Origin of the sequence: Rhodococcus sp. AG1013, assembly GCF_003350365.1 — a bacterium.
Lineage (GTDB): Bacteria > Actinomycetota > Actinomycetes > Mycobacteriales > Mycobacteriaceae > Prescottella.
Genome location: NZ_QQAT01000040.1, coordinates 289 through 12,748, shown reverse-complemented (window position 1 = coordinate 12,748; position 12,460 = coordinate 289). Strand labels below are relative to the sequence as shown.

Sequence of the window (12,460 nt, the reverse complement as noted above, 5' to 3'; positions counted from 1 at the left end):
GAGCCGCTGACGTTCCTCGACTGGTACGAACTCTGGCTCGCCCGCGCCCTCGACCCGGACCTTGACCAGGTGGAGAGCTTTGCCGAGTTCGCCGACCACGGCACGAACCACGCCTGACGTATCGCGGTCCCTCGGGTACATCACCCCAACCCGGTCACGCGCAGTGTGATGTTGAGCCGCCCCGACGTGAGCCCGCAGCCCGGGTCGGCGGTGCCCGGAAAGACCTTGGGCACACCGTGGTACGCGAAGCGGGACGGGCCGCCGAAGACGAACAGATCGCCCGAGTGCAGTCCCACGTCGGTGTACGGCTTGCCGCGGGTCTCGGCATTGCCGAAGCGGAAGGTGCAGGTGTCGCCGATGCTCAGCGACACGACCGGCGCGCCGCAGCGCTCCTCCTGGTCGCGGTGCATGCCCATGCGGGCGGCGTCGTCGTAGAAGTTGATCAGCGCGGCGTCGGGCTCGTAGGCGGCGCCCGCGGCCGGGTCGTCGTACGCGTCGGCGACGGCGCGTTTCCCCAACTCCGCCAACCACTCCGGCACCGGCAGCACCCGGCCGCCCCCGGCGTCGTCGGCGACGCGGCTGTACCGGTAGGGCTGCCAGTGCCAGCCGAGGCAGACGGTCTGCACCGACATCGCATGGCCGGTCGGCAGCCGGGCGGCCCGCATCGGCACCGGTCCGCGCGCCCACTCGCGGCACGCGTCGACGATGCCGCGCTGCCGGTCGACGTCGAGCCAGTCGGGGACCAGCACCGCACCGTCGGCGACGGTGCGGCGGGGCCGCGGGATCAGCGCCGACATCTAGCGACTCCCCTTCCGGCTGTGCGCCTTCCAGGCGTTGTACTTGTCCCGCAGGCACACCGCGCAGGGCCGGTAGCCAGCGGCGATCGCGGTGTCCTCGTCCGCGAAGAACACCCGCTGCGTCACGTACCCGCCGCGGGCGATGGCGCGGGCCGCACCGGGGCAGTCCAGCGTGCCGTAGATGCGATCCTTCCGGTGCCCGCCGAGCGTGCCGGGTGTGGCGCTCTCGTGCGGCTTCCCGTCCCTGCCGATCAGCGTGTACATCGTCGGTTCACTCCGCATCGTGCAGGACCAGTCCGAGGGTGCGCCGAGTCCCGGCACGCACCGTGCTCACCCCGTGCCGCATCGGCGCGGCGGACCAGCCGCGCACCGACTGCACCGGCCGGTCGTTGGTGGTGAACACGAACGCATGCCCCTGCCGCAGCACGGTGGCGGTGCCGCGGGACTGGGCGCGGGCCCGCTGCTCCACGAGCAGGAACTCGCCGCCCTCGTGATCGACGCCCGGTACGTCGAGCCCGATCACCACCTGCAGCGGAAACACCAACTCGCCGTACAGGTCCCGGTGCAGTGCGTTCCAGTCGCCGGTCCCGTAGCGCAGCAGCAGCGGGGTGGGCCGGCGCTGCCCGGCGGCGTGGCACATCGCGATCCACTCGTCGAGGGTGTCCGGCCACGGTGCCGGGCGCCCGAGTCGCCACGCCCACTCGCGGGCCACGGGGAGCAGTTTCACGTAGAACATCGATCGCATCTCGGCGATCGGCGCGGGCAGCGGGTAGTCGAAGTACCGGTATTGCCCGGCCCCGTAGCGGTGCCGGGCCATGTCGACGGTGGACCGGAACCGGCCGGCGTCGTCGTACAGGTCGGCCAGCTCCCGGCACTCGTCCCGCGTGAGCAGTGGGCGGGCACTCTGGGCGCCGCCGAACGTGTCGAGCTCGTCGAGCAGCGGCGCCCAGTCGACGGCGTCGACGCGCTCGGTCAGCGTCGCGGCGCTCATGCCGCCTCCAGTGTCAGCAGCGTGCGCTTGGTCTCGGCGCCGCCCGCGTACTGCCCCATGCTGCCGTCGCTGCGGACCACCCGGTGGCACGGCACGAACAGCGGCAGCGGGTTGGTGGCGCACGCGGTGCCGACCGCCCGCACCGCGCGGGGGCTGCCGGCCGCCTCGGCGATCTGCGCGTAGCTCGCGGTGCGGCCGTATGCGATGTCGGGCAGGTGGGTCAGCACCGAGCGCCGGAATCCGCGGGACAGCCGCAGGTCGAGGGGGACGTCGAAGCGGGTGCGACGGCGGGAGAAGTACTCGTCGAGCTGCCGGGCCGCATCGTCCAGGCGGGCGGGCGCCTCGAGGATCCGCGGGCTGACCTGTTCGGCGAGCATCGCGAGCACGGCGTCGTGGTCCTCGCGGGCGTACGCCACCCGGACGAGGCCCGCCTCGGTGGCGGCCAGCATCAGCCGTCCGACGGGGGTGTCGACGGTGCGGTAGGCGATGTCGAGCAGGCCGTCACGGTCGGCGGCGGCCGTCAGGCGGGCGTGCAGCGAGCTCAGCGCATCGGCGTCGGCGCCGTCGTGCGCATCGGGGAACGTCAGGGCGCTCATCGTGCGGCTCCTTCCTGTGCGAGCGGTTCGGGATCGGCGGCGGCCGGATAGGTCCGTCGCAGGCGGGCGATACCGTCGGACGCGGCCCGGCGGGCGGCGTCGGTGCTGTTGCCGAGGATCCCGGCGACCTCCGCGTAGGGCAGGCCGGCGAGGTGGTGGTAGACCACGGCGGCGCGCTGCGTGAACGGCAGGTCCGCGAGCGCGTCCCACAGTTCGTGGTTCCACAAGCCGGGGAGTCCGCGCGCGGTTGCCCGGTCCGGTACCTCGTCGGTCGGGATCGGAACCCGCTGTCGGGTCCGGTGGACGTCGACGGCCTTGCGGTGCGCGATGGTCACCAGCCACGCCTCGACGTTGGCGCCGGGCGGCAGGTCCGGGTAGGCACGCAGCGCGGCGAGGAAGGTCTCCGACCAGGCGTCCTCGGCTTCGAGCGGGCCGAGCAACGCCCGGCACACCCGCAGCACCACCGGCCCGTGCTCGGTGACGATCTGTTCGAACGGTTTCAGTCCCACACCCTGTAGACGCTCCGGGGCGCCGGAACGTGAGGTGCCACCGCCGTCAGAACAGCCCATCCTGGATTCCCACGGAGGCCGGGCTCTCCAGATCCAGCAGGAACTGCTTGCGTTCGAGCCCGCCGGCGTACCCGGTGAGCGAGCCGTCACTGCCGACCACGCGGTGACACGGCACGATGATGCCGATCGGGTTCCGGCCGTTCGCGGCGGCCACCGCGCGGATCGCGGCCGGGTTGCCGAGGTGCTCCGCCAACTGCAGGTACGTCCAGCAGTCGCCGTACGGGATGGTCCGCAGCGCGTCCCACACCCGCTGCTGGAACTCCGTGCCCGCCGGCGCGAGCGGCACCGTGAACTCGGTACGGGCGCCGTCGAAGTACTCGGCCAACTGCGCGGTCACGTCGTCGAATCCGTCATCGACGCGCGGGCCGAACCGCTCGCTGTCCGGCAGGTGCCGCTGCAGGTGCATGTAGAGCCCGCACAGGCCCTCCGGCGCCCGGACCAGCGTCAGCGGCCCGACGGGCGATTCGACCACGGTGTGCACGGCATCCACGTCCTCGATACTCCCAGCAACCACCGACAGTTCGCGAGGATCGGGCAGGATGGCGGGATGCTGCCGTTCCCCGTCAATCCGCTCCAGATCCTCCCGACGGTGCAGAAGGCAGCACAGTCGTCCCTGCAGTGGTCCGTCGACACCGCCGTATTCGTCGTCGGCCTCCCGACACGGGTGGCCGCGCTGCTCGACGAGGCCGAGGGCCTGGTGCGGCAGGTGTCCGGCGTGGTCGATGGCGCAGCCCGCGCGGTGGCCGCGGCGGACGCCGTGATCGCCGCGTGCGCGACGCTGGTGGACCGCACCGCGGTGGTCGCGAACGAGACCGAGATCGTGGTCGCCACCGCGGCGCGCTCGGCCGCGGTCGCCGACGAGCTGCTCGGCATCTACCAGCCGCTGGCGCTGGCGGCCGCGCCGCTGGCGTCGCAGTTCGTCGACGAGATCAGCGAGGACGAGGTTCATGCCGCGGTCAGGCTGTTCGACCAGCTGCCCGAGCTGACCGACCGGATGACCGCGCTGATGCCGATCCTCGCGACCCTCGACACCGTCTCCCCGGAGATCCACGAACTGCTCGAGGTGGTCAAGGACGTGCGGCAGGCGATCATCGGAGTTCCCGGATTCCGCTTCTTCCGGCGGCGCGGGGAGGACAAACTGGGAGAGGGCGAGTAGCCGACACCCCACCCGCCCGGAACCTTCGAACGGGAGAGCCCGATGGATCCGCAACCGCGAGGCACGCTCGACCGCGCAGCCGACGGCGTCGACCTGCTCATCACCCGCACGTTCGACGCCCCGATCGCGGACGTCTGGGCGTCGATCACCGAATCCGACCGCACCGCAGGATGGTTCGGCCCCTGGGAGGGAGAACCGGGCGCCGGCAACACGATCCGGGTGCAGTTGGCGTTCGAGGAGGACACACCGTGGAGCGAGATGCTGATCGACGCGTGCGATCCGCCGCGGCACCTCGCGCTGTCGGTGACCGATCCGGGCGGGGCCTGGCGGCTGTCCGCCGATCTGCGTGAGGCGGACGGGGCCACCGAGCTGACGCTCACCCACCTCGGCATCCCCGTCGACACGGTCAGCGAGGTGGGGCCCGGGTGGGAGTACTACCTGGACATGCTCGTCGCGGCACGCCGGGGCGAGACGCTCCCCGAGTTCGGCGACTACTTCCCGGCGCAGAGCGGGTACTACCGGGGTCTGGCCGACGACCTCGGCTAGTACTGCAACGGCACTTGCTTGACAGGTGTTCGATACTTGTTGAGTGGTTGTCGATGTGGTTGCTGCGGAGCTGGATACGTTGCATGAGCGGGTGTCTGGCCGGTTTGCGCGGGCAGAGCCTCGGTCCCGGGTGCGTGAGTATGTCTCGGGTTTGGTTGCGGGTCTGGAACGGAAGAACGGGTGGACGCTGGCCGAGCGCGCCGGTGAGGTGAGCCCGGACGGGATGCAGCGGCTGTTGCGGCGGGCGGACTGGGACGTCGACGGGGTCCGTGATGATGTCCGTGATTACGTGGTCGAGCGCCTCGGCGACCGCTCGGGGGTGTTGATTGTCGACGACACCGGTTTCCTGAAGAAGGGCACCCACTCGGCCGGGGTGCAGCGCCAGTACTCGGGCACCGCGGGCCGGGTGGAGAACTGCCAGATCGGGGTGTTCCTCGCCTACGCCTCGAGTGCCGGCCACTCGTTGATCGACCGGGAGCTCTACCTGCCCGAATCCTGGACTTGCGATCGGGCCCGGTGCCGCGCCGCGGGGATCGACGACGAGGTGGAGTTCGCGACCAAACCCACACTGGCGCAGCACATGATCGAACGAGCACTTCACGCGCAGGTTCCGTTCTCCTGGGTCACCGCCGACGAGGCCTACGGTCAGGTGAAGTACCTGCGGGCCTGGCTCGAGGAGCGGGACGTGTCGTATGTGCTGGCCACCCGGCGCAACGACGACGTGTTCACCACCGACGGCCGCACCGGCCGCGCCGATCACCTGATCGAGGAGGTCCCCGCGAAGCAATGGCGCCGTATCTCCGCGGGCGACGGCGCCCACGGGCCGCGCGAGTATTCCTGGGTGCGGGTCCCGATCCGGATCGCCTGGGCGCCCGGGCGTGGGCACTGGCTCCTCGCACGCCGGTCCCTCTCCGATCCGACCCAGATCGCGTACTACATCTGTGCCGGGCCGCGCCGCACCACGCTCACTGAACTCGCCGCCGTCGCCGGGTCCCGCTGGCGGGTCGAGGAATGCTTCCAACAAGCCAAGAACGAGGCCGGCCTCGACCAGTACCAGGTTCGCACCTACCGCGCCTGGTACGCCCACACCACCCTGTCGATGCTCGCCCTCGCCTGGCTTGCCGGCACGAAAACCGAAGCAGCAAAAGGGGAACCGGAACACACGATCAGGGCATGATCGCGTATACGGTACCCGAGATCCGCCGCCTGCTCGTGCATCTAATCCTCCGACACGCCCACCCTGATGGCCACGTCTGGTCCTGGTCCCGCTGGCGACGACGCCGCAACACCAGGCCCGCACCTGCCACTACCGAACCCGCGGACACCCGCTATAAGTGCCGTTGCAGTACTTGAGCATGTCTCCTATTTGGTGAGGTGCCTCAGCCAAGTGCATACCGCTGAAAGGACTACTCCGGCCCGGTAAGTGAGCGCGAGTTTGTCGTAGCGGGTGGCCAGTCCGCGCCACTGTTTGATGGTGGCGAAAGATCGTTCGACGACGTTGCGGCCCTTGTATTTCTCGGGGTCGAACCCGACGGGGCGGCCTCCACGGCTGCCGCGTCGGAGGCGGTGGCGTTTCTGGTCGTCCGGTTCGGCGATTACCGCTTCGATACCTCGCGATCGGAGGTGGGTGCGGATCGCTCTGGACGAGTAGGCCTTGTCACCGAGAACTGCGTCCGGTCGGGTTCGGGCTCGACCAGGCCCGATCCGGGGCACCGACAACGCGTTCGTCAGGATGGGGAACATCGGCGAGTCGCCGGCCTGGCCGGGTCCGATCAGCAAGACGAGCGGCCGGCCGTGCCCGTCGGCGAGCTGGTGGATCTTCGTACCGAGCCCGCCCCGCGAACGTCCTAGAGCATGGTCGGCCGGCTCGTGGAGAAGGTTCGTGTAATTCGACAGATCCCCCTGTGTGACGCGCGAGGTTGGTGCCGTGCTGGTGGGCCCGGCAGATAGTCGAGTCCACGGACGCGGTCCAGTCGACCAGCCCGTTCGCGTCGGCGCGAGCAAGGAGCGTGGTGAGGATCTTGTCCCAGGTGCCGTCGCCGGCGTAGCGGCGGTGCCGCTTCCAGATCGTCTGCCATGGACCGAAATCCGCGGGAACATCCCGCCACGCGACTCCCGTTCGGTAGCGGTAGACGATGCCCTCGACCACCCGGCGGTTGTTTCGGAACGGACGACCTCGACATCCGTCGGACGTGGGAAGTATGGGCTCGATCAGTGACCACTGCTCGTCGGTCAGGTACTTGGTGCGCGACACACTGAACAGTGTCGTGCACCGAGTACAGAGAGTGGGAGACCACTCTCGCAGTGGCCTGCTTTCGTTGATGCCGTCGCCGTGCTGTCGTGCTGATCGACCGGCCACGCCCACTGCTCGCGCAGTTGATCCTGCTAGTTGTCGCGTCCGGTGAGTAACTCGGTGATCGTCTGGAGCTGCTGGATGACGCGTGGGTTCGTGAGAACGTCGTCGTTCAGCTCCGCGCCATACATCTCGAAACCGGCGACGTCCAGCAGTGTGAAGGCCAACCCGTGGATCGGTCCGCTCGTTCCGTCCTGAAGGAAGCGGTGCCAGCACGTGAGCCCGCATAGTGCCGCGACGAGGACGTCACTGGTGTCGTCCCCGAAGACGCATGCCGATTCGATCTCGGCGATCCAGTCTCGGAGCACGTCGACATCGGTGTGCAGTGGATCGGAGCAGGCCGAGCGGAAGGCGTGAGCAGCGGCAGGGAGGAGCTCGGCCTCGGCGGCGTCGTGAAGGCCGTCCAACTGCGTCAGACTGCGAACGGCGAAGACTGCCAGTCTCCGGCGTTGTTCGGCGTCAGCATCGGCCACCAACCGCCTGATGGCGTATTCCACGTCGCAGTGCCTCAACGGGTGACGACTACTTTCGGGAAGGAGCCCGATCGACGGTACGAGGTGACGCGCGCGGGACCTCATACCGTTTGGGCGGGGTGCGCGGCGGCGTAGTCCGCGAGGACGGCGTGGGGGACACGGGAAGTGCCGGAGATCGGGTAGTCGTGAGCGCGGGCCCATTCACGGACGTCGCGCATCCCGTTGTCGGATGCAGCGATCATCCCTGTCCACCTCTTGTGCCCGCCGACACGGCGGGCATGTCGGATATAGCTGCCGAACAAGCGGCGTAGCTGTGCCGCGCTCTCGTCTCGGAGGTCGATCGAGTACTCGATCCCATTCACAGAGAAATCGATCGTTTCGCCGCCAGATCCGATCTTCTCCCCGTCGAAGTCGTCGAGGATCTCGACCACCACCTGGTACATCACAACCCTCTCGTTATGGGAGTGTCCGATGGATCCGGATCGGAATCGGTCAGTTGATGCATCCTTCGAAGGTGGTGCCGAAGGCGTTCAGCGGGCTCTCACCGGACTGCTCATCGTGGGAGCCGAGGCCGTGTCGCGAGACGGAGACATTCGAGGGCGGCCGTTCGATCAGGAAGTATGCCTGTGGGCCTTGATCTGTCTAATCTGGAGAAGGTTCTGCCCCGCCGGTTCGGAGCCGGCGGGACAGAACCGTCTTCGTGTTGCCTACTTAGTTGAAGGCGATGTTCAGGTCGGTGGCGGAGTTCGTGCCCGAGACCTGCCGTGCGGCAAACTGTGCGAGCTTGACGGTGCCGTTGTACGGCAGCTTCGCGCTCACCGTGTTCGGGGTGCCGCCGTTGTTCCACGTGAAGGGCGAGGACGTGGGCGAGACAGTCAGTACGACCTTCCCAAAGCCGGTGATGGCGGACACGAGCGACGAGTCACCGGTGAGGCAGTAGGTACCGTCGGCGGCGGTCGTCGTGGTCAGCGTCTTGGTCGGAGTGCTGGACCCGAACGGGTACAGCTCGCCCTTCACCTCCACTCCTCCGACCGCTCGAGCGCCGGCCGGAAGTGCGTTGTTCGACGACCCGGTGCCAGCGCCAACAAACGCGGTGCCGCACATCTGGTAGTCGGGCGGCACACTGACCGAGGCCGGGACGGCGGATCCCACCCCACCGACGACGGGGGCAGCCGCAGCCGTCCCCATGCCCAGCACGACCGCGGCGGCGGCCGATGCGCCTACCGTTGCTACCTTCACGAGAGTTCTCATAGGTTTTCTCCGTTCAGTCGAAGGATTATCGAGTGCTTGCAAGCCGTCGTGTTCGTGATCGAATACGACTCCAAGGAGCATGACATAAATATTCGCGCCGTTGCACGTAAAGGAGAAACAATCGACAGGGATTGATTATCCCCAATGAAACACAAATGGGCACCCTCGAAAGCTACGCCTCGAGAGTGCCCATTCGAAAGCTACTTAAAGTAGCGCGACCGCCGTCAGCTCATCTGCTGGGCGCCGATCATGCTTCCCAGTAGCGGAAGATTTCCGGCCATCGCGAGCGAGCCGAGGAGGGTGAATAGAAGGTTTTCCAGCATTCGTTTCTCCGTTTCTAGAGAGGCTTGATGAGGGCGCCGAGGAAAGTAATCAGCCCTTCCCAAACGGTCAAGCCTGAGCCTGTGAACAGTAGGGTTAGGTCCTTGCTCATGTGGTACTACCTTTCGGTCAGACTGCGATCCCGAGAGATGCCTTCATGGGTATCGAAACGAGCAGGGTGTAGACCATCTGCGATGCCATCGGCATCAACTGCGCAAGTGAGGTCATGTGAATCCTTCCAGTGGGGTGTCCGTCAAGCGGACATGGTCATGAGTTCACCCAACGAACTGAACCCCGTATCGATCAGCACCTTGGCGAACGCGGAGAACGCTGTCGCGAAGTCAATGGACAACTTTCATTCCTTCCCGGGAATGTGCAGACGAGAGGTATCCGAGTTCGCCTGAGCAGCATCGGAACTATCCCGTTCGGCAACTGTTAATGTCTGGTCTCTGAGGTGAGCGCATTGAATTTCGCAGAATATCTATACCGGCGAGTATCCCTAAGTTGGGCGTGCGACGTAGGCATGCCGGCGGTATTGAATGATCCGCGATCTCTTCCGACTCTGGTTGTCGTCTCCCCCCGTTATGCCGTAGAGCTCCAGACCTGACACGGTCGTAACCATTCACCCCGCTCGGTTACTCGCCCGTGATCGACACGATAGAGCATGAAGCCTGCGGTCCGAGGCGGTTTGCAGACCGAAGTTCAGAGCTTTACTTTTGTACTGGAGTGCAAGTTCCCTGTTTCGATGGTTGGACCAATCGGCCCGCGCTCCTGACGAGGGTTCTACCCAGGGTGGTTGGCTCAGGGCTGGTCGTACTTGGCCCAGAAGCGTGCCCGCGACCGGTACCGGATTCCCTCGTCCAAGTCGTACTTCTCCATCACGTCGGAGGCGTCGAGCAGCAGTGCGCGGTCGATGTCGCGGGGGATCGACGGCCTCGCGCGCTGGAGTTCCAGTCTGTCGTCAGATGTAGCGCTCTCCTGGAACGATGCGAGGACCCGCAACACGACCTCGTCGATCAGTTGATCCTGCTCGTCGTCTTCGTCGTACCCGGGCAGCACCCGGCCGGGGGAGCCGGTCGAGACGCTGTAGGCAAGCACACTCGTCGAGCGTGGTCCGGCCGGGCTCTGCGGAATGGACACGAGATCGAGAGGAGTCCGGACGACCGGCCGCGCCGCCGCGACTGCGGGCTGAGCAGGCTCGGGTGTCGGTTCCGGGGTGATCGGCTCTAGCGCCGGCTGGCGGTCGACCTTCATCACGGCGGCATCGACCGTCGCTCCATCGATGCTGTCGAGTTCGTCGGCGGCCCGGATCAGGTGTCGGCTCACGCCATGGGGTTTGCCGTCGACGGTCGGCACAGCGAGAAGCACGACCTGAACCCCGTGGACCTGGGCCTCTTCGACTGCCTCGGTGAGGTCGTCGCCCGAGACGAGGAAGAACACTTCCGATGCACGGTTGCGGGCGTGGGCGACGAGGCCGAGGCCGAGGCCGAGGCGAAGGTCGACCCCCTTCTGGTCGCCATTGACACCGAACCGGCCGAGCCGGAGCTTGACCTTGGACAGCTCGCCGATGCGCTCCTGCCGTGCATCGGGGACACCGTTGCGGGCCGAGTCGTACCAATGCAACCGCAGCACCGGCAGGCCCGACCGGGCTTCTGCGGTGTCCACCAATGAGCTGATCAACGTGGCGTAGTCGACGTAGATACCGCTGCGCAGCGAAGTGCCGGTCACGCGGGTCGCAGCAGCAGCGAGCAAGTACCCGGCATCGATATACAGAGAACAGGTCGACCGCATGCGCTCACTATGGCATGGCACGGTTGACAGTAATGGGTGCTTGATCAGCAATCACTCTGTCGGCGAGCCGAACCCGCGTTTAGTAGAACAGGGCGGCGTACCGACGCGGAATCGGAATACACGGCTTCGGCTCTGCCGCCCTCGAACAAGGACGCGGGCCGGCCACCCGCGACGACGCACCTCGCCCTCACCTACCGCGCGGGTGTGGCCGCACCAGCGGCCTGCACCGGGATGAGGCCCCTCACCAAATAGGAGACACGCTCTAGTACTGCAACGGCACTTGCTTGACAGGTGTTCGATACTTGTTGAGTGGTTGTCGATGTGGTTGCTGCGGAGCTGGATACGTTGCATGAGCGGGTGTCTGGCCGGTTTGCGCGGGCAGAGCCTCGGTCCCGGGTGCGTGAGTATGTCTCGGGTTTGGTTGCGGGTCTGGAACGGAAGAACGGGTGGACGCTGGCCGAGCGCGCCGGTGAGGTGAGCCCGGACGGGATGCAGCGGCTGTTGCGGCGGGCGGACTGGGACGTCGACGGGGTCCGTGATGATGTCCGTGATTACGTGGTCGAGCGCCTCGGCGACCGCTCGGGGGTGTTGATTGTCGACGACACCGGTTTCCTGAAGAAGGGCACCCGCTCGGCCGGGGTGCAGCGCCAGTACTCGGGCACCGCGGGCCGGGTGGAGAACTGCCAGATCGGGGTGTTCCTCGCCTACGCCTCGAGTGCCGGCCACTCGTTGATCGACCGGGAGCTCTACCTGCCCGAATCCTGGACTTGCGATCGGGCCCGGTGCCGCGCCGCGGGGATCGACGACGAGGTGGAGTTCGCGACCAAACCCACACTGGCGCAGCACATGATCGAACGAGCACTTCACGCGCAGGTTCCGTTCTCCTGGGTCACCGCCGACGAGGCCTACGGTCAGGTGAAGTACCTGCGGGCCTGGCTCGAGGAGCGGGACGTGTCGTATGTGCTGGCCACCCGGCGCAACGACGACGTGTTCACCACCGACGGCCGCACCGGCCGCGCCGATCACCTGATCGAGGAGGTCCCCGCGAAGCAATGGCGCCGTATCTCCGCGGGCGACGGCGCCCACGGGCCGCGCGAGTATTCCTGGGTGCGGGTCCCGATCCGGATCGCCTGGGCGCCCGGGCGTGGGCACTGGCTCCTCGCACGCCGGTCCCTCTCCGATCCGACCCAGATCGCGTACTACATCTGTGCCGGGCCGCGCCGCACCACGCTCACTGAACTCGCCGCCGTCGCCGGGTCCCGCTGGCGGGTCGAGGAATGCTTCCAACAAGCCAAGAACGAGGCCGGCCTCGACCAGTACCAGGTTCGCACCTACCGCGCCTGGTACGCCCACACCACCCTGTCGATGCTCGCCCTCGCCTGGCTTGCCGGCACGAAAACCGAAGCAGCAAAAGGGGAACCGGAACACACGATCAGGGCATGATCGCGTATACGGTACCCGAGATCCGCCGCCTGCTCGTGCATCTAATCCTCCGACACGCCCACCCTGATGGCCACGTCTGGTCCTGGTCCCGCTGGCGACGACGCCGCAACACCAGGCCCGCACCTGCCACTACCGAACCCGCGGACACCCGCTATAAGTGCCGTTGCAGTACT

15 protein-coding genes are annotated in these 12,460 nt (G+C 67.2%); 4 read left to right on the top strand and 11 right to left on the bottom strand.

All coding sequences use genetic code 11. The annotated features are described in order from the left end of the window. Window positions 1–140 precede the first annotated feature (140 nt). The 6 genes from DEU38_RS27805 to DEU38_RS27780 are packed head-to-tail and all read right to left on the bottom strand — an operon-like array spanning window position 141 to window position 3,443. Complete coding sequence (locus DEU38_RS27805; protein ID WP_114724598.1) at window positions 141–797, bottom strand: alpha-ketoglutarate-dependent dioxygenase AlkB; 657 nt, start codon at window positions 795–797, stop codon at window positions 141–143. Then, a complete protein-coding gene (locus tag DEU38_RS27800; protein WP_114724601.1) occupies window positions 798–1,061 on the bottom strand; it encodes an Ada metal-binding domain-containing protein in 264 nt (87 codons plus the stop codon). It lies immediately after the preceding gene. A gap of 7 nt (window positions 1,062–1,068) precedes the next feature. Then, window positions 1,069–1,788, bottom strand: a complete 720-nt coding sequence (locus tag DEU38_RS27795) for a 2OG-Fe(II) oxygenase (protein WP_114724597.1) — start codon at window positions 1,786–1,788, stop codon at window positions 1,069–1,071. Beyond that, window positions 1,785–2,384, bottom strand: coding sequence for a methylated-DNA--[protein]-cysteine S-methyltransferase (locus tag DEU38_RS27790; protein WP_114724596.1), 600 nt, complete (start codon window positions 2,382–2,384; stop codon window positions 1,785–1,787). The genes DEU38_RS27795 and DEU38_RS27790 overlap by 4 nt, the downstream gene beginning before the upstream one ends. Continuing rightward, complete coding sequence (locus DEU38_RS27785) at window positions 2,381–2,893, bottom strand: RNA polymerase sigma factor (RefSeq protein ID WP_114724595.1); 513 nt, start codon at window positions 2,891–2,893, stop codon at window positions 2,381–2,383. Before DEU38_RS27785 ends, DEU38_RS27790 begins: the two co-directional genes overlap by 4 nt. 46 nt (window positions 2,894–2,939) lie before the next feature. Then, complete coding sequence (locus DEU38_RS27780) at window positions 2,940–3,443, bottom strand: methylated-DNA--[protein]-cysteine S-methyltransferase (RefSeq protein WP_114724594.1); 504 nt, start codon at window positions 3,441–3,443, stop codon at window positions 2,940–2,942. 60 nt (window positions 3,444–3,503) lie between these two features. Here DEU38_RS27780 and DEU38_RS27775 point away from each other — a divergent pair, with 60 nt between their 5' ends. From DEU38_RS27775 to DEU38_RS27765, 3 genes are read left to right on the top strand one after another with little or no spacing between them, the layout of a single operon-like run. Beyond that, entirely contained in the window at window positions 3,504–4,109 is a 606-nt protein-coding gene (locus DEU38_RS27775) for a ribulose 1,5-bisphosphate carboxylase large subunit (protein WP_114724600.1), read from the top strand. Window positions 4,110–4,151: 42 nt separating this feature from the next. Continuing rightward, window positions 4,152–4,655: an SRPBCC family protein gene (locus DEU38_RS27770; RefSeq protein ID WP_114724593.1), complete on the top strand. Its 504-nt coding sequence runs from the start codon at window positions 4,152–4,154 to the stop codon at window positions 4,653–4,655. A gap of 43 nt (window positions 4,656–4,698) precedes the next feature. Continuing rightward, window positions 4,699–5,832 (top strand): IS701 family transposase, encoded by a 1,134-nt coding sequence (locus DEU38_RS27765; protein ID WP_114724592.1) that lies wholly within the window; start codon window positions 4,699–4,701, stop codon window positions 5,830–5,832. Window positions 5,833–6,017: 185 nt separating this feature from the next. Here the strand turns inward: DEU38_RS27765 and DEU38_RS27760 are convergent. The 5 genes from DEU38_RS27760 to DEU38_RS27740 all read right to left on the bottom strand — a co-directional run bounded on the left by DEU38_RS27760 (window position 6,018) and on the right by DEU38_RS27740 (window position 10,844). Next, a protein-coding gene (locus tag DEU38_RS27760) for an IS5 family transposase (protein ID WP_397484762.1) occupies window positions 6,018–6,891 on the bottom strand; the annotation gives its coding sequence in 2 pieces (ribosomal slippage) (window positions 6,018–6,581 and window positions 6,583–6,891; 873 coding nt in all). A 149-nt stretch (window positions 6,892–7,040) separates the two neighbouring features. Then, on the bottom strand, window positions 7,041–7,505 hold the full coding sequence (locus DEU38_RS27755; protein ID WP_114724591.1) for a hypothetical protein: 465 nt from the start codon (window positions 7,503–7,505) through the stop codon (window positions 7,041–7,043). 77 nt (window positions 7,506–7,582) lie between these two features. After that, a complete protein-coding gene (locus DEU38_RS27750; RefSeq protein ID WP_258558198.1) occupies window positions 7,583–7,912 on the bottom strand; it encodes an Lsr2 family protein in 330 nt (109 codons plus the stop codon). 280 nt (window positions 7,913–8,192) lie between these two features. Continuing rightward, window positions 8,193–8,732 (bottom strand): hypothetical protein, encoded by a 540-nt coding sequence (locus DEU38_RS27745; protein WP_147283607.1) that lies wholly within the window; start codon window positions 8,730–8,732, stop codon window positions 8,193–8,195. A gap of 1,122 nt (window positions 8,733–9,854) precedes the next feature. Further along, window positions 9,855–10,844, bottom strand: a complete 990-nt coding sequence (locus tag DEU38_RS27740; RefSeq protein ID WP_114724589.1) for an NYN domain-containing protein — start codon at window positions 10,842–10,844, stop codon at window positions 9,855–9,857. A gap of 309 nt (window positions 10,845–11,153) precedes the next feature. Here DEU38_RS27740 and DEU38_RS27735 point away from each other — a divergent pair, with 309 nt between their 5' ends. Next, window positions 11,154–12,287 carry an IS701 family transposase gene (locus DEU38_RS27735; protein ID WP_114724588.1) on the top strand — a complete coding sequence of 378 codons (1,134 nt, stop codon included), beginning with the start codon at window positions 11,154–11,156 and terminating at the stop codon, window positions 12,285–12,287. The last annotated feature ends 173 nt before the right edge of the window (window positions 12,288–12,460 follow it).